This window comes from Burkholderia arboris (genome assembly GCF_902499125.1).
Lineage (GTDB): Bacteria > Pseudomonadota > Gammaproteobacteria > Burkholderiales > Burkholderiaceae > Burkholderia > Burkholderia arboris.
The window spans coordinates 21,423-43,432 of record NZ_CABVPX010000006.1; the positions used below are offsets into that span (position 1 = coordinate 21,423).

The 22,010-nt window shown below is 68.0% G+C and carries 15 protein-coding genes and 1 riboswitch; of the genes, 6 read left to right on the top strand and 9 right to left on the bottom strand.

Features of this window, described 5'->3' with window-relative positions; translation table 11 throughout:
• Positions 1-262: 262 nt before the first annotated feature.
• Positions 263-1,759: an FAD-dependent oxidoreductase gene (locus tag BLA15945_RS09270; protein WP_059240494.1), complete on the top strand. Its 1,497-nt coding sequence runs from the start codon at positions 263-265 to the stop codon at positions 1,757-1,759.
• Positions 1,760-1,861: 102 nt separating this feature from the next.
• Here BLA15945_RS09270 and BLA15945_RS09275 read toward each other — a convergent pair whose 3' ends face one another.
• Complete coding sequence (locus BLA15945_RS09275; protein ID WP_174992125.1) at positions 1,862-3,526, bottom strand: acid phosphatase; 1,665 nt, start codon at positions 3,524-3,526, stop codon at positions 1,862-1,864.
• 472 nt (positions 3,527-3,998) lie between these two features.
• Between BLA15945_RS09275 and ftsH the strand changes: the two genes are divergently transcribed.
• Entirely contained in the window at positions 3,999-5,972 is a 1,974-nt protein-coding gene (ftsH, locus tag BLA15945_RS09280; RefSeq protein ID WP_174992126.1) for an ATP-dependent zinc metalloprotease FtsH, read from the top strand.
• 85 nt (positions 5,973-6,057) lie between these two features.
• Positions 6,058-6,525, top strand: a complete 468-nt coding sequence (locus tag BLA15945_RS09285) for an OsmC family protein (RefSeq protein WP_059240497.1) — start codon at positions 6,058-6,060, stop codon at positions 6,523-6,525.
• 15 nt (positions 6,526-6,540) lie between these two features.
• Here the strand turns inward: BLA15945_RS09285 and otsA are convergent, their stop codons facing one another.
• From otsA to BLA15945_RS09300, 3 genes are all read right to left on the bottom strand, one after another.
• A complete protein-coding gene (gene otsA / locus BLA15945_RS09290) occupies positions 6,541-7,947 on the bottom strand; it encodes an alpha,alpha-trehalose-phosphate synthase (UDP-forming) (protein ID WP_059240498.1) in 1,407 nt (468 codons plus the stop codon).
• A gap of 632 nt (positions 7,948-8,579) precedes the next feature.
• On the bottom strand, positions 8,580-10,199 hold the full coding sequence (locus tag BLA15945_RS09295) for a methyl-accepting chemotaxis protein (RefSeq protein ID WP_174992127.1): 1,620 nt from the start codon (positions 10,197-10,199) through the stop codon (positions 8,580-8,582).
• A gap of 464 nt (positions 10,200-10,663) precedes the next feature.
• The gene (locus tag BLA15945_RS09300; RefSeq protein WP_233464160.1) at positions 10,664-12,745 is read right to left on the bottom strand and encodes a TonB-dependent receptor; all 2,082 of its coding nucleotides are present in this window, start codon (positions 12,743-12,745) and stop codon (positions 10,664-10,666) included.
• A 367-nt stretch (positions 12,746-13,112) separates the two neighbouring features.
• Positions 13,113-13,269, top strand: a riboswitch (FMN riboswitch).
• 66 nt (positions 13,270-13,335) lie between these two features.
• Here BLA15945_RS09300 and BLA15945_RS09305 point away from each other — a divergent pair.
• A complete protein-coding gene (locus tag BLA15945_RS09305) occupies positions 13,336-13,842 on the top strand; it encodes a 6,7-dimethyl-8-ribityllumazine synthase (RefSeq protein ID WP_174992128.1) in 507 nt (168 codons plus the stop codon).
• A gap of 105 nt (positions 13,843-13,947) precedes the next feature.
• Here BLA15945_RS09305 and BLA15945_RS09310 read toward each other — a convergent pair whose 3' ends face one another.
• Together BLA15945_RS09310 and BLA15945_RS09315 are read right to left on the bottom strand one after the other, a co-directional pair.
• A complete protein-coding gene (locus BLA15945_RS09310; RefSeq protein WP_059240503.1) occupies positions 13,948-14,379 on the bottom strand; it encodes a MarR family winged helix-turn-helix transcriptional regulator in 432 nt (143 codons plus the stop codon).
• Complete coding sequence (locus BLA15945_RS09315; protein WP_174992129.1) at positions 14,376-15,293, bottom strand: alpha/beta hydrolase family protein; 918 nt, start codon at positions 15,291-15,293, stop codon at positions 14,376-14,378. The genes BLA15945_RS09310 and BLA15945_RS09315 overlap by 4 nt, the downstream gene beginning before the upstream one ends.
• 355 nt (positions 15,294-15,648) lie before the next feature.
• Here BLA15945_RS09315 and BLA15945_RS09320 point away from each other — a divergent pair, with 355 nt between their 5' ends.
• Entirely contained in the window at positions 15,649-16,614 is a 966-nt protein-coding gene (locus BLA15945_RS09320) for an ABC transporter substrate-binding protein (RefSeq protein ID WP_174992130.1), read from the top strand.
• Positions 16,615-16,666: 52 nt separating this feature from the next.
• Entirely contained in the window at positions 16,667-17,761 is a 1,095-nt protein-coding gene (locus BLA15945_RS09325) for an LLM class flavin-dependent oxidoreductase (protein ID WP_059240505.1), read from the top strand.
• Between the two features lie 70 nt (positions 17,762-17,831).
• Here the strand turns inward: BLA15945_RS09325 and BLA15945_RS09330 are convergent, their stop codons facing one another.
• The 3 genes from BLA15945_RS09330 to BLA15945_RS09340 all read right to left on the bottom strand — a co-directional run bounded on the left by BLA15945_RS09330 (position 17,832) and on the right by BLA15945_RS09340 (position 22,009).
• Positions 17,832-18,764: an ABC transporter substrate-binding protein gene (locus BLA15945_RS09330; RefSeq protein WP_174992131.1), complete on the bottom strand. Its 933-nt coding sequence runs from the start codon at positions 18,762-18,764 to the stop codon at positions 17,832-17,834.
• Between the two features lie 34 nt (positions 18,765-18,798).
• On the bottom strand, positions 18,799-20,595 hold the full coding sequence (locus tag BLA15945_RS37955) for an amino acid ABC transporter permease/ATP-binding protein (RefSeq protein WP_174992132.1): 1,797 nt from the start codon (positions 20,593-20,595) through the stop codon (positions 18,799-18,801).
• A gap of 61 nt (positions 20,596-20,656) precedes the next feature.
• A complete protein-coding gene (locus BLA15945_RS09340; RefSeq protein WP_174992133.1) occupies positions 20,657-22,009 on the bottom strand; it encodes an LLM class flavin-dependent oxidoreductase in 1,353 nt (450 codons plus the stop codon).
• Position 22,010 lies beyond the last annotated feature (1 nt).

The following is a 22,010-nucleotide window of genomic DNA, read 5'->3' on the forward strand; positions in this document are numbered from 1 at the left end:
CGCAGGAATGGCGCCGTCGCGGCGTGACGGTGCGCCGAGGCCGCGACGCAATCGTCGCGTGTCCTACCGGATCGCGCGGCCGGTTCGGCTTCACGCCGTTCGACGGCCGTTCGCTTTCCACCGCGCAAGACGCCGCACGCGGCTGCGCTCGCATCGCAGCGTGTTCGTATCGACCGCGCTGCTCCGCGTCACGCCGTGTGCCGGCGGGCTCGTGCCACGACTGCCGCTTTCCGCAGATTCCCTTCACGCTGACGCCTTCCTCATGTCATCTGACTATTCCCTGAACCACCCCCTGAACCTGCGCGACGTGCCTCGCTGGGATGCCGAACACGATGTCGTGATCGTCGGCTTCGGCGCGGCCGGCGCGTGCGCGGCGATCGAGGCCGCGAGCGCCGGCGCCGACACGCTGATCGTCGAGCGCGCGTCGAGCTACGGCGGCACGAGCGCGCTGTCGGGCGGCGAGATCTACCTCGGCGGCAGCGGCGGCACGCCCGCACAGCGGCAGGCCGGCTTCACCGACGACACCGAGGATCTGTACCGCTACCTGATGCTCGCGGGCGGCCGCGACGCCGACGAGGCGAAGGTGCGCGTCTATGCGAACGAGAGCCTTGCGCACCACGACTGGCTCGTCGCGCAGGGCCTGACCTACAAGAACACGTTCATCGCCGAGCGGATCGTCGAACCGGAAACCGACGACTGCCTGATCTGGTCGGGCAGCGAGGAAGCCTGGCCGTTCAGCGAAGCCGCGAAGCCGTGCCCGCGCGGCCACACGCCGCAATGGCCGGGCTGGGGCGGCGGGCAGATGCTGATGCGCGTGCTGGCCGGGCGCGTCGCGGCGCTCGGCGTGGCCACGCGCTACGACACGCGCGCGATCGCGCTGATCGTCGACGACGGCGGCACGGTATGCGGCGCCGTGCTGCGCGCGTACGGCGAGACCGCGTTCGTGCGGGCGCGCCGTGCGGTGATCCTGTGCGCGGGCGGCTTCGCGATGAACCGCGACATGGTGCGCCGGCACGCGCCGCAGTTCCTGCGCTCGGACGAGCCGATCGGCAGCCCGGGCGACGACGGCTCGGGCATCCTGCTCGGCCAGAGCGCGGGCGGTGCGGCGATCCACATGGACCAGGGCTTCGTCAGCCTGCCGTTCTATGCGCCCGAAGCGCTGATCAAGGGGATCTTCGTGAACGCGCGCGGGCAGCGTTTCATCAACGAGGACGGCTATCACGGCCGCACGGGCCATCACGCGTTCCATCAGGCCGACGACCGCATCTACCTGCTCGTCGATCAGGCGACCTACGAGGCGCCGCCCGCGATCGCGCGAATCGGCATCGCGGCGGCCGGGGAAACGTGGGAGGAAGTCGAGCGCGACCTGCAGATGCCGGCCGGCACGCTGACGGCGACCGTCGACGTCTACAACCGCCATGCGGCCGAAGGCGCCGATCCGCTGTTCCACAAGGCGAAGAAATGGCTGCAGCCGCTGATCGAGCCGCCGTTCGTCGCGCTCGATTGCCGGATCGACTACGCGTTCTATCCGCACTTCACGCTCGGCGGGCTCGATACGCTGCCGACCGGGCAGGTGCTCGATGCGGCGCGCGCGCCGGTGCCGGGCCTCTACGCGGCTGGCCGGACGACGTGCGGGCTGCCGCGCTGGGGCGCCGGGTACAGCTCGGGGCTGTCGCTGGCCGACTCGACGTTCTTCGGCCGGCAGGCCGGCCGTCACGCGGCGCAGGCCGTGCGGGACGCATTGCGCAGCGCCGCGTAGCGGTGCCGTAAACGAAAGACGCCCCGGGCAATCGATCGCATTGCCCGGGGCGTCGTCGGTTCAAGCGGTCACGCAATCACCGATCGCGCGACCAACCGGCCGTCACCCGAGGTCGAGCGCGTTCGTGAGATCGCCCGGCGGGGTCGCACCGCGCGCGGCGAACGCCTGGTTGCGCACGACCACGCCGTCGAGCGGCGCGAGTCCGTGCACGCGGCTGATGAAGCGCAGGATCGAGTTCGTGTCGTACAGCGTGTGATCGACGAAACCCTTCTTCGCGAACGGCGAGATCACGATCGCCGGAATCCGCGAGCCGGGGCCCCAGCGGTCGCCGACCGGCGGCGCGACATGATCCCACCAGCCGCCGTTCTCGTCGTGCGTCATCACGATCACGGTGTTTTCCCATTGCGGCCCGCGCCGGATATGGTCGATCACCGTCGCGATGTGACGGTCGCCCGATTCGATGTCCGCGTAGCCGGCATGCATGTTCAGGTTGCCCTGCGGCTTGTAGAACGTGACGGCCGGCAGGCGGCCCGCGTCGATGTCGGCGATGAAATGGTTGGTCGACGGCGCGTCGCCGAGCCCCGCGTCGCGCAGGTGCTGGCGGCGGGCCTCGGTGCCCGGCGCGTATTTCACGAAGTAGTTGAACGGCTGGTGGTGGTACTGGAAATCCGGCACGGTGCCCGTGTCGCGATGTTCGAGCGCGTACTGCCACGCGCCGCTGTACCACGCCCAGTCGACGTTCTTTTCCGACAGGCGGTCGCCGATCGTCGCATAGCCCTGCGGCGGCATCACGCGATGGTCGGCCGGGTCCGCATACGCCGCGTTGCCCGGATCGGGCGGCGGCACGTAGCTCGGCTGGTACGGCGGCGCCATCGTGTTCACGCCGTAGCCGTCCGGCGTCAGCGGGCCGTCGCCCGCGAACTTCGGCGGGCCTTCGAGTGCGGACGCAGGCGAATCGTCGGCGAGTTTCAGACGCGTGCCGGCCGGATCGTTGCCTTCGACCTTCGACAGCAGCTTCGCCGCATGCGGATGCTTGTGCGCGTCCGGATACAGCGGCGGCTGCGCGGAGATCAGGAACATGTGGTTCATCCACGATCCGCCGAAGGCCGCCATGAAGAAGTTGTCGCACAGCGTGTATTGCCGCGCGAGATTCCACAGCCGCAGCGAATCGGCCGAATTGCGGTAATGGCCCATCACGAGGCCGCCCGAATCGGCCCACGCGGCGAACTGGTTGTTGCGGCCGGCCGCGATCTGCATCTGGTTCTGATAGAAGCGGTGCCACAGGTCGCGCGTGATCACGCTGTTCGGCAGCGGCTTGCCCTGGGCGTCCGCGATCCGGAACGGCGCGTTCGGCAGCTTGTCGATGTCGCGCTCGGCGATCGCATAGCGCTTGCCGTCCACTTCCTGCGCCTGCGGCACGAGCCCGCCCCAGATCTTCGGCAGCACGGGCAGCGGCGTCTTGCCGTCGCGATCGAGTTGTTGCGCGTGTTCGGGCCGCACTTCGCTGAGCGGGTGCTGCACGCCGGGGAAATCGCCGTACAGGTTCGAGAAGCTGCGGTTTTCCGCATAGATCACGACGATGTGGCGTACGCGCTGGCGCAACGCCTCGTCGATGCGCAGGTCGGCGGCCGAACGCGGCGCGCTGCCGGCGGTGGTTTCGCAGCCGCTGAGCGCGACACCGGCGCCGAGCGCGGCGAGGCCGCCGAGTACGCGGCGGCGGTCGGGATCGGCGGGAAGGTCGTCGGGGCGATCGGGGGTGTCGGTCACGTCGTGGGCTCCTCGAATGGGCGGGTGGGCGGTATCGTTCGATGTGCGGCGGCGTCGCTCAGGCTGCCGCGATGCGTGACGAAATGCAATGCCGGGCGCGGCGCGGAAAGGCCGGCGATCGAATTGTCATAAAAATGTCACGAACGCGACTATAACGCGCCGAGTGCCGCGAATGAAAGCCGTTTGTCGGACGAATCGACTCGCGCGGCGGGCAATGCGCGACGCCTTTGCGCGAGCTAGACTGGATTCAGGGGCGGCGCGTCGCGGCGTGCCGCCCGGGCGAGGATCGCCCGGCGGCGCCGGCCGACGGTGTCGTCGCGGCGTCGTCGATGCGACGAAACAAGGCGACACAGCGAGGCGACGATGGCGCGGATGGATGCCGTTTTCGCAGGGCCGCCGATGCCGCGTGCCGGTTGCGCGCGCGTGCCCGCGTGAGCGCACGCCGCGCAGCACACGAGGCCGGCCCGATGCCATGGACAGGAAATTCGACTACCCGGGATTGCTGATCGCGGCGGGCTTCTTCGTGCTGTTCGCCGCGCAGTTGCTGATGCTGCACCCGTCGTCGGCATCGATCGCGTACAGCGATTTCCACACGCTCGTCGCCGCGCGGCTCGTCGACGATCTCGAGGTCGGCCCCGCGTCGATCTCCGGCACGCTGAAGATGCCGCAGGCCGGCACGATGCTGCCGGCATCCGAGGCCGCAGCCGTGCAGCAGGCCGGCGCGCCGTGGCGCTTCACGACCAACCGCGTGACCGACGAGCACCTGACCGACACGCTGACCGCCGCCGGCATCCGTTATCACGGCACGCCCGACACGGGCTGGATCGCCGCGCTCGCGTCGTGGCTGCTGCCGCTCGTGCTGTTCGTGTTCGTGTGGAACATGATGCTGCGCCGGCGCGGCGGGCTGCAGGACTTCACCGGGATGGGCAAGAGCCGCGCGCGCGTGTACGTGCAGCAGGAAACCGGCATCACGTTCGACGACATCGCGGGCATCGACGAAGCGAAAGCCGAGCTGCAGCAGCTCGTCGCGTTCCTGCGCAATCCCGACCGTTACCAGCGCCTCGGCGGCAAGATCCCGAAGGGCGTGCTCGTCGTCGGCGCACCGGGCACCGGCAAGACGCTGCTCGCGCGTGCGGTGGCCGGCGAAGCGGCCGTGCCGTTCTTCTCGATCAGCGGCTCGGCGTTCGTCGAGATGTTCGTCGGCGTGGGGGCGGCGCGCGTGCGCGACCTGTTCGAGCAGGCGCAGCAGAAGGCGCCGTGCATCGTGTTCGTCGACGAGCTCGATGCGCTCGGCAAGGTGCGCGGCGTCGGCCCGATGTCGGGCAACGACGAACGCGAGCAGACGCTCAACCAGCTGCTCGTCGAGATGGACGGCTTCCAGGCCGGCTCCGGCGTGATCATCATGGCCGCGACGAACCGGCCGGAGATTCTCGATCCCGCGTTGCTGCGGCCGGGCCGCTTCGATCGCCACATCGCGATCGACCGGCCCGACGTGAACGGCCGCCGGCAGATTCTCGGCGTACACGTGAAGCGCGTGAAGCTCGCGGCCGACGTGGACCTTGGCGAGCTCGCGTCGCGTACGCCGGGCTTCGTCGGCGCCGATCTGGCGAACGTCGTCAACGAGGCAGCGCTGCATGCGGCCGAACTCGGCAAGCCGGCGATCGGCATGGCCGATTTCGACGAGGCGATCGACCGCGCGCTGACGGGCCTCGAGCGCAAGAGCCGCGTGATGAACGCGCAGGAGAAGCTGACCATCGCGTATCACGAAGCCGGTCACGCGCTCGTCGCGGAAAGCCGCGCGCATTGCGACCCGGTGAAGAAGGTGTCGATCATTCCGCGCGGCGTCGCCGCGCTCGGCTATACGCAGCAGGTGCCGACCGAGGATCGCTACGTGCTGCGCCGGAGCGAACTGCTCGACCGGATCGATGCGCTGCTCGGCGGGCGCGTGGCCGAAGAGCTGGTGTTCGGCGATGTATCGACCGGCGCGCAGAACGATCTCGAACGCGCGACCGCGATGGCGCGTCACATGGTCATGCAGTACGGGATGAGCGAGAAGATCGGACTCGCGACGTTCGACGACGGCGATGCGCGCCAGGGCATGCCGGGCGCCTGGCATGCGGGCGACGGCCGCTGCAGCGAGCACACGGCACGGATGATCGACGACGAAGTGCGCACGCTGCTGACCGATGCGCATGCGCGGGTGGCCGCGACGCTCGGCGAGCGCCGCGATGCACTCGAACGCATCGCGCAACGGCTGCTGCAATGCGAGGTGCTCGAACGCGACGCGCTTCAGGCGCTGATCGACGGGCGCGTCGATGCGTCGTCGGCCCCGTCGGCGCCCCCCGACGAAGCGGGCGCACGCGGCGGCGCCATCGAAACGGAGCAGGCTTCTGCGGTCGAGCGCGATTTCGTCGCGTACGGCCGGCCGCGCGACCCCGATCGCTGAACGCGCTGCGCCGACCTGCGGGCGGCGCGCGTCGACCTGTCGATGCGCCGCGCTTTCTTTCCCTCTTTCCAGTCACGGAGTCGCCATGAGCGACGCGCACGTATCGGTGGATGTCGCGCAGCAGGCGCGTTTCCGCTTCGAAGTCAGGTTTGCCGGCACGACGCTGGCGCCGGTGCTCACCGACGAACCGCCGCCGCTCGGCGAAGGATGCGGGCCGAACCCGATCCGGTTGCTGGCCGCGGCTGTTGCGAGCTGTCTGTCGGCGAGCCTGCTGTTCGCATTCGACAAGCAGCACGTCGATCCACAGCCGATTGCCGCGCATATCGACGTCGACATGGTGCAGAACGAAGCAGGGCGGGTGCGCGTGGGGGCGATGGCCGTGCGGCTGTCGATCGGCAAGACGTGGGCCGATCTCGCGGCGGCGACGCGCGTGCTCGACCGGTTCGATGCGTATTGCGTGGTGACCGAGAGCATGCGCGCGGGCATCCCGATTTCGGTCGACGTGTGCGACATGAACGGCGCGACGCTCGAATTCGCGGCGACGGATGCGTGAGCGCGCGTCGGCGCGTCAGGATTCGGTCGCGGCCGCGACTTCGGCTGCTTCGGTGAGCGCGTCGAGAAAACGCGTGCGCCACCAGTGCACGTCGGTCTTGCGCACGATCGCCATCAGCGCCGAGTGACGCTGGCGGCGTTCCTCGAGCGGCATCGTGAGCGCGCGCTGGATCGCCTGCGCGGTGCCTTGCGTGTCGTACGGATTGACGAGCAGCGCCGGCTTCAATTGCTCGGCCGCACCGGCGAAACGCGACAGCACGAGTACGCCCGGATCGGCCGCGTCCTGCGCGGCGAGGAATTCCTTCGCGACGAGGTTCATCCCGTCGCGCAGCGGCGTGACGAGCGCGACGCGGCTCGCGCGATACAGGCCCGGCAGGCGCTTGCGTGCGACGGTGCGGTGAATGTAGCGCATCGGCATCCATTCGAGCTCGCCGTAGTCGCCGTTGATCGCGCCGCACAGGCTGTCCATCTCGCGCCGCAGGTCGTCGTACGCGCCGAGATCCTCGCGGCTCGGTGCAGCGATCTGGATCAGCGTCGCGCGGTCGCGGTTCTCCGGATACTGTTCGAGCAACTGGCGGAACGCATGCACGCGCTGCGGCAACCCTTTCGTGTAATCGAGCCGGTCGACGCCGACGAGCAACTGGCGGCGCGAATATTCGTCGCGCATCCGGTCGAACATGTCGATGCCGTCACGATCGCGCGCGAGCGATTCGAATTCGTCGACGTTGATGCCGATCGGGAATGCACCGGCCGACAGCGTGCGGCCGAACGCGTGCAGCCGGCCATCCTGCAACCGCGCCGCGCCCGCTTCCGCTTCGACGTAATGCTCGAAGTGGAGCAGATCCGATTCGGTCTGGAAGCCGACGAGGTCGTACGCGAACAGCGAACGCATCAGCCATTCGTGTTCCGGGATCGCGGCCATGATCGGCGGCGGCGGCATCGGAATGTGCAGGAAGAAGCCGATCGGATTCGTGCAGCCCATCGCGCGCAGCTCGGCGGCGAGCGGAATCAGCTGGTAATCGTGAACCCAGATGGTGTCGTCGGGCCGCAGCAGCGTGCGCAGCTTGCGCGCGAACAACTGGTTCACACGCCGGTAGCCGTCGGCGAAGCGCCGGTCGAACTGTGCGAGATCGAGCCGGTAGTGAAACACCGGCCACAGCACGTTGTTCGAATAGCCGAGGTAGTACGCGTCGTAATCCTGCGGATCGAGGTCGATCGTCGCGAGCTGGATGCCGCCGACGTTCTGGATCTGCACGTCGTCGCCATGCGTAGGCTGATCGTCGCCGCCGCGTAGCTTGCCGCTCCAGCCGAACCATACGCCGCCGGTTTCCTGCAGGCTGTCCTTCACGGCAACGGCGAGGCCGCCGGCCGCGGCTTTACGGGGGTCTGCGATGCGATTGGATACGACGACGAGTCGGCTCACTAGCTCTCCTGATAATTGTTGGGGGAAAGATTCGTGCGGCCGAGGCGCGAGAAGCAGACGCCGCCATCGACGCGCGGGGCGCGATGCGATGGGGCCGCAATGCGAACGGACGGGAGTCAGGGCACGCGATTCGCCGTCCGAACGGGGGGTGCTTTTTTAAGCATACTCGTCATTCGTTCGTTTTAAAAGTCTGTATCGACGAACGTCGCGAGTGCGAATGCAGCGCGATTTCCATGACGCCGGTGTGGCAACGCACGAAATGCGGGCAGGATCGAAACTTGCGCGTCGCTGCGAACGCAGCGTGCGCGACGCAAGGCAGCGTGCGGACGCATGACGTGCGATCGTCCGCGACGACGTGCATGTGCGCACGACGGAATGGGGATCGGCGGCAATGAAAGCCGATGCCGGGCGCGCCGATGCCGATGCGCGATCTACCTGAAAGTGGGCCGCGAACGCGCGACGCGGACCGGCGCTGCGCGTCGTTGTGCGCGCGTGATCCTTCGCGCACCGGATGGCGACGATGCGCTGCCGAACCGCGTCCCGCGCGTGGCCGCGCATCGTGCGGTGCACGTACGCACGATGCAGGCGGATGAGCGGAACAGCGTGCGCATCGTCGTCTCTTTCGCGTTTCGTTACGCGGTGGCCGGTTGCCAGTGCCGCATGTCGGCTCCCTGCGGATGCGTGCCCGACGCCGCCGCGTGTGCCCCGGACGGCATCCGGAACGCGGCGACCGTTTCGGACAGTTCGCGGCCCTGCGCCTCGAGCGACTTCGATGCGGCTGCAGCCTGCTCGACGAGCGCCGCGTTCTGTTGCGTCGTCTCGTCCATCTGCGTGATCGTCAGGTTCACCTGGTCGATGCCGCGGCTCTGTTCGGCCGACGCAGCGGCGATCTCGCCCATGATGTCCGTCACGCGCGCGACGGCCTGCGTGACGTCGGACATCGTCTTGCCGGCTTCACCCGCGAGCGCCGAGCCGTCCTGGATCGTCTGCACCGACACGGAGATCAGCTCCTTGATTTCCTTCGCCGCCGTCGACGAACGCTGCGCGAGACTGCGCACCTCGCTCGCGACGACCGCGAAGCCGCGGCCCTGTTCGCCCGCGCGCGCCGCTTCGACGGCGGCGTTCAGCGCGAGGATGTTGGTCTGGAACGCGATGCCTTCGATGATGCCCGTGATGTCGGCGATCTTCGACGAGCTGAGGCCGATCTCCGTCATCGTATCCACCACGCGGCCGACCACCGAGCTGCCGCGCTGCGCGACGTCCGACGCATTCGCGGCGAGCGTGCTCGCCTGTTGCGCGTTTTCCGCATTCAGCCGCACCGTCGACGTGAACTGCTCCATCGTCGCCGCGGTTTCCTGCAGCGACGCGGCCTGTTCCTCGGTGCGCTGGCTCAGATCGAGGTTGCCCGACGCGATTTCGCTCACCGCATGCGCGATGCTGTTCGACGAATCGCGCACGCGGCCGACGATGCCGATCAGCCGCTCGTTCATCGTCCGCAGCGCTTCGAGCAGGTCGCGCGTCTCGTCGTTGCCGCTCACCTGGATACGGCTGCCGAGATCGCCGTCCGCCACCGTGCGCGCGACATCCACCGCCGAGCCGATCGGCACCGTGATCTTGCGCGTCAGCCACAGGCCGCCGGCGACCGCGACCGCGACCGCGATCAGGCAGATGCCGGCCAGCAGGTTGCGCTCCATCACGTAGCGGTCCGCGAATTGCTGCGCGATCGCGAGTTCGCGTTCATGCGTATAGGTTGCGTATGCGTCGGTCGCGCGCACCAGCTGCGCGAGCAGCGGGCGGCAATTGTCGTCGATGTCGGCGGTTGCCTCGTCCTTCTTGCCGGCCTGCGCGAGCCCGACGATGCGCAGCGCGACCGGCCCGTAGCTGCCTTCGATCCGCACGATGTCGCCCACCAGTTCGCGTGCGCGATCGGAGGTGTCGGTCGCGTTCGCCATCATGTCCTTGAGCTTCGCGAGATGTTCCTGCACATCCTTGTGCGCCTGGTTCACTTCGGCGAGTTCGACCTCGACGTCGGACGGTTTGGTCACCAGCACGAGGTTGCGCGCGGCGATCGCGCGACGGTCGACTGCGGTGCGGATTTGCGCGGACAGGTTCGCCCGCGCGCTGATGCCGTTCATGTAGCGGGAAAACTCGGCATTCGTATCGGACAGTGCCTTGAGGGCCATGCCCGACACGATCACGACGACCGCGGCGAGCAAGCCGAAGCCGCCAAGGAGTTTTGTTTTGATGCTCATTCTGGCGATTTTCACGTTGTGCCTCTGCGCGAGTGGTTGGCAAATGGAATTTATTGTTCGACCAGATACGGGCTCGTGCCGGCATTAACGGGTATACGGGATATTTCTTTACCCTTCGAAAACCCTGATATTCATTTTTTAGTGCTGAAACCGTTGCCAGTTGGGCGTTCTTGATCTTGATCAAAAAGCCTCGGGTCGCCCGTAATTAAAGGGTTTATACGTGGAATTTGAAACCGGTTTTATTGGTGAAACAAGAAACGTCTTTTTGCCAATAATCGTCTGATGATTTTGTTTCGATTTATGGGTGAATAACGGAATTTCGTTTTCGACGAATCCCGGAAGGACGCCGATGCGGGTGCTCGGCGTGCGCCGCTCGATTGGCGCGATGGGAGGATTAACAGAGTCGGACGCGCCATGTCGGCGCGCCCGACAAGCTCGCGGCGGGCGCCGCGAGCCGTGTGGGGTCAGAACGTGGTGCGCAACCCGGCCATCGCGCTGCGGCCGCCTTGCGGTGCGAAGCCGCGCACGACCGACGTCGAGTAGCGAATTTCCTGGTTCGTCAGGTTGTCGCCGCGCAGGTACGCGAGCCAGTGCGTCGGGCCGACGCGGAACTTGTAGGTCAGCATCACGCCGAGCGACGTGTAGCCGTCCGTCGAGAAGTCGTTGTCGGGCGCGCGATGCTGCGACCACGCGTGCGTGACCTGCGCGCGCGCGCCGAACGGGCCGTAACCGTAGTCGGCCGCGAGCGTCGCGCGCAGCGGCGCGATGCGCGGCAGCGGCTGGCCCGTGTCGACGTTGCGCGCATGCGTGTAGTCGGCCGTCAGTTCGAGATCGACCGTATGGCCGCGTCGCGAGAACGCGCGCCATTTGCCGTCCAGCTCGATACCGTAGAACTCGGCGCGCACGCCGCGATAGATCGCCTCGTTGAGCGAGCCGTCGGTGCCGGGTGCGACGGGTTCGCCGTCGTCGTTCACGACGCGGCCCGTGTTGTACTCGGTCAGGTAGTTCGAGAAGCGGTTGTAGAACACGCCGACGCTGCCGCGGTTCGGCCCGCTCGCATAGCGCAGCGACAGGTCGGTCGACACGGCTTTTTCCTTCGACGCGTTCGGGTTGCCGATCAGGAACTGGCCGGTCGCATCGTGCGGGCCGTTCGAATACAGCTCGTAGAAGGTCGGCGCGCGTTCGGTGTACGCGACGTTCGCCGCGACCGACCATACCGGCGTCAGCGAGAACAGCGCGCCGGCCGACAGGCTGCCCGCGTTGAAGTCGCGCGGCTGCGCGCCCGCGAATTTCTCGACGCCGCCCGGATCGGGATCGACCTTCACATGCTCGAAGCGGCCGCCGAGGCTCAGCTTCAGCGCCGGGACGACCTGCCATTCCTCGAGGCCGAACAGCGCGACGCTGTTCGTGCGCGTGGACGGCACGAGCATTTCGTCGCCGAGCGCGGAGAACGTGTTCTGGCCGAACTGCACGCCGATCGCGCCTTCGAACGGGCCGATCTTGCGATGCCGCGCCTCGATGCGCGCCTCGTAGCCGCGATTGCGGAAGGTGGTCGCCGTTTCGCCGTTGTCGACTTCCTTGTGACGGTAGTCGGTGTAAGCGAAATCGAATTTCAGCTGCGTGAACGGCCCGCTCAGGTTGCGGATCTCGGACGCGAACGCGAGGCGTTCCTGCCGCATCCGCAGCCGCACGTCGCTTTCGGCGACGGAGCCGTAGTTCGATTCGTAACCGCTGTACGACAGGCCCGCGAACCCGTCGGCCCACGTGTACGACGCGCCGAGCGCGCCGCCATGCACGCGGCCGTCGCTGTTCGGCACGTTGCCTTCCGGCTGCGGCGTGTCGGGGCCGTCGATCGCGCGTTGCGGGCTGCTGCGCGCGTAACCGGGAATCCGCAGCTTGCTCGTTTCGCGGTCGAACGCGTCGACGTGGAACGCGAAGCGGCCATTGCCGCCTTCGACTTGCGCGGCACCGGCGCGCACGGAATTGGCGCCGCCGTAGCGCGCGTCGAGCGCGCCGGTCACGCCCTGGATCGCTTCGCGCGGGATCCGGTTGTCGATCGTGTTGACCACGCCGCCGACCGCGTTGCCGCCGTACAGCAGCGCGGCCGGGCCGCGTACGATTTCGACGCGTTCGATCGACAGCGGATCCTGCGGCACCGCATGGTCGTACGACAGCGACGACGCGTCGTAGGCCGCGACGCCGTTCTGCAGCAGCCGGATCCGGTCGCCGTCCATTCCGCGGATGATCGGGCGGCCGACCATCGGTCCGTAGGTCGTGGTCGACACGCCGGGCAGCCCGTTGAGCGTTTCGCCGAGCGAATCGGCCTGGCGGCGCGTCAGCGCATCGCCGGAAAGCTGCACGGTCGGCGCGATCGGCTCGGTGTCGCCGAGCGGGTTCGCGGTCACGAAGATCGGCGCGAGCGGGGCGGCGGCCGGTGCCGGATTCGACGACGCGGGCGTATCGGTCTGCGCGTGGGCGACGGCGGCGAACAGCATCAGCGAAAGAGACGAGAGCGGGCGAAGCGGTAGACGAGGGAGGTCGCGCATGGTCGGTGAATCGGTTGGAATCGGATCGGATAACGAGCGATGCGGGTCACCGCCAGATACGATATATTGTTGCGTCAATGACGCGCAGTGACCCGTTGGAACATGGCTCGGCGAGGCCCGGCCACCCACAGTGGAACAGCGTCGGGCGGACGAGCACCCGAAATGATATGTTATATCATTTCAAATTCCAAGCCGGATGGCAGGTTCCCGTCGGGTTTCTGTCGGATCGGTGAAAAGGGCGGCTGGAGCGGAGGGGCGATGGCGGGAAACGTGGGACGGGGTGCGCCGAGCGCATGAGGCGAGCGGCGATGTCCATGCGCCTGCACGTCGAGAGTGTGATAGATTTCCGGCGCGGCCAATGTGCCGCGAACGTTCTCAGGGCGGGGTGAAATTCCCCACCGGCGGTAATCGCGCGATTGCGCGTAGCCCGCGAGCGCTTGCCGGCACGCATGTGTCCGGCAAGGTCAGCAGACCCGGTTTGATTCCGGGGCCGACGGTTAAAGTCCGGATGAGAGAGAGCGGGGTTCGTTGCGTACGCAAGGTACGCGGCTTGTCCCTGTGCGCCCATTCAACTCACACAGGACCCATCGATGACCCAACTTGCTTCCCCCTCTCAAACTGCCGCGCCGCGTATCGCTTTTGTCCAGTCGTGCTGGCACAAGGAGATCGTCGACCAGTGCCGAAACGCGTTCGTCGACGGGCTCGCCAACGCGAACCTGAGCCAGGCGGATTGCGATTTCTTCGAAGTGGCAGGCGCTTTCGAAATTCCGCTGCATGCCAAATTGCTCGCGAAAACCGGCAAGTACGCGGCCATCGCGTGCGCCGGCCTGGTGGTCGACGGCGGCATCTATCGCCATGACTTCGTCGCGCAAGCGGTGATTTCCGGCCTCATGCAGGTGCAGCTCGAAACCGGCGTGGTGGTGCTGTCGGCGGTGCTGACGCCGCATCATTTCCACGGCGCCGAGCATGTCGCCTACTTCCACGAGCACTTCCTCGTGAAGGGCGCGGAACTCGCGCATGCCTGCGTCGATACGATCGGCAAGGTCGCGGCGCTGAAAGCGGAACCCGTGGTCGCTGCAATTCCGCAGGCTGCCTGACGCGTTGCGGTGTGCGTGCCGCCGCGTTGCCGGTGCGGCGGCACGCATGTCAGCTTTCGCGGGGTGTCAGCGAAGGCGGCAACGACACGATGTTGCCGCCTTCGCTCAGCGCTCTGCCGGAAACCGCTCCTGCAACGCGTGCAGCCAGCGCGCGACGACATCGAGTTCGTCGTCGGAAAACCCGTCGCACAGCTTGCCGTTCAGTTCGCGCAGCAGCACGCGCGCCCGCTTGAGCGCCGCATGGCCTTCGTCGGTCAGGTACAGCCGCGTTGCGCGGCCGTCGTCGGAATCGGCATGACGCGTGATGAGGCCGGCCTTCGCCATCCGGTCGGCAAGGCCCGTCATCGCGGACGGCGCGAGCTGTAGCGCGGCGCCGACTTCGCCGATCAGCGCACCATCCTGCTTCGCGAGACAGAACAACGCGCCGGCCTGCGCGGCGCTCGCGCGCGTCTCGGTTTCGGCCTTGCGGTCGATCCAGCGCTGCACGCGCCGCTGGCCGATGTTCAACATGAAAAACAGTCGTCGGTCTTCGCTCAAGCTGGGTTCCCGGCTGCAATGGAAAGGGAGGGACGGCCCGCGGTGCGTGGCGTGTCGAGCGCCTGCGCGAGCCAGTCGGCGACGTCGGGCCACAGCACGGTGCCGGGCCGGCTGCGAAAGAAGCCCATGTGCCCGACCGGGCCGCTGCCCGCCGCGTGCGGATCGATCTGGCGGCGTTCGACCTTCGCGCGGGTCAGATAGCTTACCAGCAGGCCGATCGCGGCCGGGTTGGCCCACGGATCGTCGTTGAAACCGAGTGCGAGGATGGGCAACCGTTGCTTCGAGAAACGTTCGGCCGCGCCGAGCGTCGGATCGTCGAAGAAATAGTGCGGCAGCGTCGTCCAGCGGCTCCATTCGCGGAACACGCCGGCCGGCAGATCCTCGCCGAGCCCGAGCCGTTTGCCGGGCACGTAGCCGAGCAGCGCGGACATCAGCGGTCCGAGCACACGCAGGATCAGCCGTACCTTCAGGCGCTCGGCCGCCTGCGCGATCAGCCGCGTGCTGCCCGCATGCGCGGCGACGAGGACGGCGGCGCGCAGATGCGGCGTGCTTGCGGACAGCCCGATCGCATGCCCGCCGACGCTATGGCCGACCGCCAGCAGCGGCAACCCTTCATACGCCTGCCGCGCCCATGCGGTCGCGGCGCCCACGTCGAGCTCCATCCAGTCGCGCATGCGCGATCGCAGCGCGGCCAGGCGCGCGGGCCGCGATGCGCCGATGCCGCGATAGTTGTAGGTCAGCGCCGCGAAGCCGCGTTCGGTCAGGAAGCGTGCGAAGCCCGCATACAGCCGCTCGGGCACGGCCGTCGCCGGATGGATCAGCACCAGCGCGCGCGGCGCGGCGTCCGGCGACCACAGCGTGCCGTGCAGCACGTAGCCGTCGGCGGCCGAAAACTCGATGGGTTGGGCGGTCATGGGCGTCCTCGTTCCGGGTAGTTGTTTCGTATGCGAAATATAGTTCGGGATTTATTTCGCGCACGAAATATCTATCGAGGAATCATTCGAACGACACGTGACGGAGGCCGGTGGCGAGCACGAGGGCGTGGTCGGTTGCTTCATAAAATATTTGCATCTTTCCATAGAAGAATATTGCGTTTGTCTCATGAAGTGGATCGACGTATCTTCATCGGTTGCATCGGTTGCATCGGTTGCATCGGTTGCATCGGTTGCATCGGTTGCATCGGTTGCATCGGTTTCGCCGGCCATCGCGCACGGCGGACAAAGGGCGCCGCCATCGCGCGGCAGCCTGCCAACCTTCCGGGAGATCACGTTGTTGAGCCGAATCGTCACGGCGCTCTTGCTGGCGCTTGCCGCGCAGCCGGGCATTGCCAAGGACACCGTCACGCTGCGCGTCGGTGAACAGAACTACTTCAACATCCAGGCCTCGATGGAGGCGTCCGGCGTGTTGAAGGACCTGCCGTACACGATCGAGTGGAAGCATTTCCAGGCCGCCGCACCCGTCGCCGAAAGCCTGAACGGCAACGCAATCGACGTCGGCTTCCTCGGCGATTCCGCGCTGCTGACGCTGGCCGCGCGCGGCGCGCCGGTCAAGGTCGTCGCGGTATCGCGGCAAAGCCTCGACGGCGTCGCGATCCTCGTGCCGAAGCATTCGCCGGTGCGTACCGTGGCCGATCTGCAGGGCAAGACCATCGCGGTCTGGCGCGGCGCATGGAGCCAGCAGCTCGTGCTGCGCGCGCTCGAACACGCGGGCCTGTGCGCCGATTCGGTGAAGTACGCTTACCTGATGCCGATCGATGCGACCAACGCGCTCGCGAACGGCTCGGTCGACGCCGTGTCGCTGTGGGAGCCGTTCGTCAGCACGCTCGCCTTGCGGCAAGGCGCGCGGCCCGTGACGACCGCGCAGGGGCTGATGCCGGCGCTGAGCTTCGTCGCCGCGAACGAGCAGGCGGCGTCGGGCAAGCGCGCCGAGATCACCGATTTCCTGCGGCGCGTGGTGGCCGCGCGCCAGTGGGTCGACAGCCATCCGCGCGAGTACGCGGACCTGTGGGCGAAGCGCGCGAAGCTTGAACCCGACGTTGCGTACCGCTGGCTCAACAATGCGAAGCAGCGCGTGGGCCCGGTCGACGAAACGGCCGCGAAGGACGCGCAGAACACGGCCGACTTCCTGCACAAGGCCGGTGTGATTCCGGCTGCGTACGACACGTCGAAGCTGCTCGACCGCTCGTATGCGGGGGCGTTCGCGGCGCCTGCGCAGAAGACGGCCGCCGCGCAATGAGCGTGCGGCCATTGCCGCGATTCCCCATCGAACGCTAAGAGGACATCCCGACATGCCAGTCGACATCATCGGCATGATCACCGCGACACCCGGCGCGGAGGTCGACGTACCGGGCGGCGCGGCCGTCCAGCCCGACTACGTGCGCCGTTTCGCGCAGGCGCACGAGGCAGCGGGCTTCGACCAGATCCTGGTCGGCCATTTCAGCAACGCGGCGGACGGCTTCATCGTCGCGTCGTTCGCAGCGGCGGCGACCGAGCGTATCCGCATCCTGCTCGCGCACCGGCCGGGCGTGATCGTGCCGTCGGCCGCCGCGCGGCAGATCGCGACGCTCGACGTGTTCAGCGGCGGCCGGCTCGCGCTGAACGTCGTATCGGGCGGCGACGATACGGACCTGCAGCGCGACGGCGATTTCGTGCCGCACGATGCGCGCTACCGCCGCACCGGCGAATACCTCGACGTGCTGAAGCGGATCTGGCAGGCCGATGCACCGGTCGATCACGACGGCGCGTTCTACCGGCTGCGCGGCGCGTCGCCGCTCGTGAAGGGCGCGCAGCGGCCGCATGTGCCGATCTATTTCGGCGGATCGTCGCCGGCTGCGCTGACGGTCGCGGGTGAGCATGCGGACGTCTACATGACGTGGGGCGAGCCGCTCGACGCGGTGCGCGAGCAGATCGCGCGCGTGCGGGCCGCCGCCGCGCCGTTCGGGCGTGCGCCACGCATCAGCGTGTCGTTCCGGCCGATCGTTGCCGATACCGAGGCCGCCGCATGGGAGAAGGCCGAGGCGATCCGCGAGCGCGTGCGCGCGGCGCGGCTCGCGCATGGCCTGCCGATCGCAGGCCATGCGCCGCAGAATGCGGGTTCGCAGCGGTTGATGGCGGCCGCCGCACAGGGCGACGTGCTCGACGAGCGGTTGTGGATGGGCGTCGCGAACCTGACCGGCGCGCGCTGGAATTCGACCGCGCTGGTCGGCACGCCGGAACAGGTTGCGCGGGCGTTGGGCGCGTACTACCGGCTCGGTGTATCGACGTTCCTGATTCGCGGGTTCGATCCGCTCGACGATGCGCTGGCCTACGGGCGCGACCTGATTCCGGCGATACACGCGCAGATTGCGGAACTCGACCGGTATCGGGCGGCGGTGCCGGCGTAAATCGACAAGCCGTCGCTTGAATCGCCCCGGCATGTCCATCGCGGCATGCGGGGGCGATTGCCTTCATGCTTCAGAACGACGGCAACCCCGGCGGATTGGTTTCCGCACGCGCGATGGCCTCGCTCTGCAAGCCCCAGCGTGCGAGCGCCTGCCCGTAGCGGCCGCTGCCGATCAGCGCATTCGTCGCGAGCGTCAGCGCCGGTGCGAGCCCGCTGCCGCGGCGCGTCGCGATCGCGACGTCGGCATTGGCGGGCCAGCCCGCATTGACGACGCCGACGCGGCGGATCTTGCCGCTGCGCGCGGCCTCGTACGCGAGCGACGCGTTCGGGTTCAGCTCCGCATCGGCGCGGCCCGACAGCAGCGCGACACGTGCCGTGGCATCGTCGTCGAAATAGAGCAGTTCGGCCGGCTTCAGCCCCTGCGCGACGTTGCGCTTGCTCCATTCGAGCAGGATGCGCTCCTGGCTCGTGCCGGCGCCGGTGATGATCCGCAGGCCCGCGACGTCCTTCGGCTCGGCGATCTTCCCGATCGGGCTGCCGGTGCGCACATAGAAGCCGTGCAGCCCGAGCCGGTAGGTCGTGAAGTCGTACTTCTCCTTGCGCTTCTCGGTCACGCCGACGTTCGAGATCACCGCGTCGTACTTGCCGGACGCCAGCCCCAGCGGCCAGTCGGCCCATGCGATCGGTACCAGCACGAGCGTGCGTCCGAGTGCGTCGGCGACGAGCTGCGCATAGTCGGGATCGGCGCCGACCACGGTACGCGCGTCGGTCGCGTAGGTCGACACGGGCGGCGCATGCGGTGAAATCGCAACCGTGAACGCGCCGTCGCGCACCCAGTGGTAGCCGCTTGCCGCATGAATCGCCGCGTCGTCGCGCCCGGCACGCAGACGGCCGGCCTGGCGCGGGTCGAGATCGGCCGTTGCGGCAGCGGCGTGCGCGGCTTGCCACGGCAGGACGGCTGCCGCAGCCAGCGCGGCGGTGATGAACTGGCGCCGGTCGGTCATCGCGCGGGCCCTCGCAGGTTGGTGGCGATGCGCATCACAGCACCCGCGACAGGAACGCGCGCGTGCGCGGATGCGACGGCGCGTCGAGCACGGCGGCCGGCGGCCCGGCCTCGACGATGCGACCGCGCTCCATGAACAGTACGGTGTCCGCGACTTCGCGGGCGAAGCCGATCTCGTGCGTGACGATCACGAGCGTCGTGCCCGAGCGCGCGAGTTCCTTGATCACGTCGAGCACTTCGTTGACGAGTTCGGGATCGAGCGCGGACGTCGGTTCGTCGAACAACAGCACCTTCGGACGCAACGCGAGCGCCCGCGCGATCGCGACGCGCTGCTGCTGACCGCCGGACAGCTGGCGCGGGTACGCATCGGCTTTATCCGCGAGGCCGACACGCGCGAGCAGCGTGCGTGCCGTGCGTTCGGCCGCGTCGCGCGTCGCGCCGCCGACGGCGACCGGCGCTTCAATCAGGTTTTCGAGCACCGTCAGGTGCGGGAACAGGTTGAAGTTCTGGAACACCATGCCGACGGCCGTGCGCCGCTTCAGCACGTCACGCTCCTTCAGCTCGTAGAGCACGTCGCCGTCGCGGCGATAGCCGAGCAGTTCGCCGTCGATGTCGATGAAGCCGTCGTCGACGCGTTCGAGATGGTTGATCGTGCGCAGCAGCGTCGACTTGCCGGAGCCCGACGGCCCGACGATCACGGTGACGCTGCCGCGCGGCGCGACGAACGAGACGTTGTCGAGCACGCGCTGCATGCCGAACTGCTTCGACACGCCGTGCACGGCCACTTCGCCGCCGGTGCGCGACGCGGCGGCACCGGCAACGGCATACGCATCATCGCTTTCGGCCGGTGCGATCGATGCGGCGCGGCGCGGGATGACACGCTGCCACAGCACGCCGATACGCGCGAGCGCGAACGTGAGCACCGACGGCGGCGGATTGCGCAACGCACCGCGCGCATAGTGCCGCTCGACCTGCACCTGGATCGCCGACAGCACGGTCAGGATGATCAGGTACCAGACGGTCGCGACCATCAGCAGCGGAATCACTTCGAGGTTGCGCCGGTAGATCACCTGGACCGTGTAGAACAGCTCCGGCATCGCGAGCACGTACACCATCGACGTGCCTTTCGCGAGCATGATCAGGTCGTTGAACGCAGTTGGCAGGATCGCGCGCATCGCCTGCGGCAGCACGATTCGCGTGGTCTGGCGGCCGCGCGGGAGCCCGAGCGCGGCCGCCGCTTCGAGCTGGCCCTGGTCGACCGCGAGAATGCCGCCGCGGATCACTTCGGCGGAAAACGCCGCATGGTGCAGCGTGAGGCCGAGCACGGCCGCGAGGAACGGGCTGATCAGGTCGGTCGTCGGCGTCTCGAACCACACGATGCCGGTGAACGGTACGCCGAGCCGCACATGCTCGTACAGGTAGCCGAGGTTGTTCAGGATCAGCAGCAGCACGATCAGCGGTATCGAGCGGAACAGCCACACGAAGGTCCATGCGCTTGCGGACAGCAGCCGCGAACGCGACAGCCGGGCCAGCGCGACGAACGCGCCGAGCACGAGGCCGAATACCGCGCCGAGCAGCGTCAGCACCAGCGTGCGCGCGAGCCCCGACAGCACCGGCGGCGACAGGAACCATTCGGCGAACACCGGCCAGCCCCATTGCGGGTTGCCGAGGATCGAATGCAGCGTGATCGCGATCAGCACGAGCGCGAGCACGGTGCCGGCCGTGCGCGACCGGTGGCGCGCGGGCACGATCCGGAAACGCGTGCCGGCGTCGCGCGCGACGGGGGAAGAGAGCGGCGGCAGCGCGCCGCCGAGATGGGTCGTGTCGCTCATGGTTTCTGGAATTCCTCGAATCTGTCGGGCAGGCGCGCCGCGCAGGGGCGGCGCGGTGGCGTCACGCGTGTGCTTCGGCCGCCGTTTCGTGCGCGGCGCCGGGCGTCGCGTGGCGGCTCGCCTTGCGCGGCAGGCCGAGGTGGTCGCGCAGCGTCGAGCCGGGCAGGTCGCGGCTGTAGCGGCCGCGCGCCTCGAGCGCCGGAATCACGAGTTCGACGAAATCGTCGACGCCTTGCGCCTGCACCGGAAAGCCGAGGATGAAGCCGTCGCCGGCGCCCGCGTCGTGCCAGCGGATCAGTTCGTCGGCGACGTGCTCGGCCGTGCCGATGAAGTTCGGGCGCGGCGTGGCGACCGCGAGTGCCGTCTCGCGCAGCGACAGGCCTTTCTGCTTCGCGTCGGCCTTGATCCGGTCGGTGGTCGAGCGGAAGCTGTTGCGGCCGAGCTCGCCGAGTTCCGGGAACGGCGCGTCGAGCGCGTACTGCGTGAAGTCGTGGTGGTCGAAATAGCGGCCGAGGTACGCGAGCGCCTCGTCGATCGTCAACAGGTCGCGGATCGCCTGGTACTTGTCTTCCGCTTCGGCGGCCGTGCGGCCGACGATCGGCCCGACACCGGGGAAGATCTTCACGTCGTCGGCCTGGCGGCCGTGATCGATCGCACTCTGCTTCACGCGCCGCGTGAATGCGGCCGTTTCCTCGAGCGACGGCGAATGCGTGAACACGGCGTCCGCGTATTTGCCTGCGAGGCCGATCCCGGTGTCGGACGAACCGGCCTGGAAAATCACCGGCTGCCCCTGCGGCGAGCGCTGGATGTTCAGCGGGCCCGCGACCTGGAAGAAGCGGCCGTGGTGATCGAGCGTGTGGAGCTTGTCGCGATCGAAGAAGCGGCCGGTTGCGCGGTCGCGCACGAAAGCGTCGTCGTCCCAGCTGTCCCACAGGCCCTGCACGACGTCGAGGTACTCGTCGGCGATCTCGTAGCGCAGTTCGTGATCCGGGTGCGCCTTGCCGAAATTCTTCGCGGTGCCTTCGAGCGGCGTCGTCACGACGTTCCAGCCCGCGCGGCCGCCGCTGATCGCGTCGAGCGACGCGAGCTGGCGCGCGACCGTGAACGGCTCGCTGTACGACGTCGAGATCGTGCCCGCAAGCCCGATCTTCTTCGTCGCGACCGCCAGCGCCGACAGGACGGTCAGCGGCTCGAAGCGGTTCAGGAAGTGCGGGATCGACTTCTCGTTGATGTGGAGGCCGTCCGCGACGAACGCGAACGCGATGCCGGCCGCTTCCGCCTTGCGCGCGATGCCGATCGCGAAATCGAGGTTGATGCTCGCGTCCGGCGGGTTGCTCGGATGCCGCCATGCATTCATGTGGCTGCCTGCGCCTTGCAGCATCAGGCCGAAGGGGATCGATCGTCGGGTCGTCATG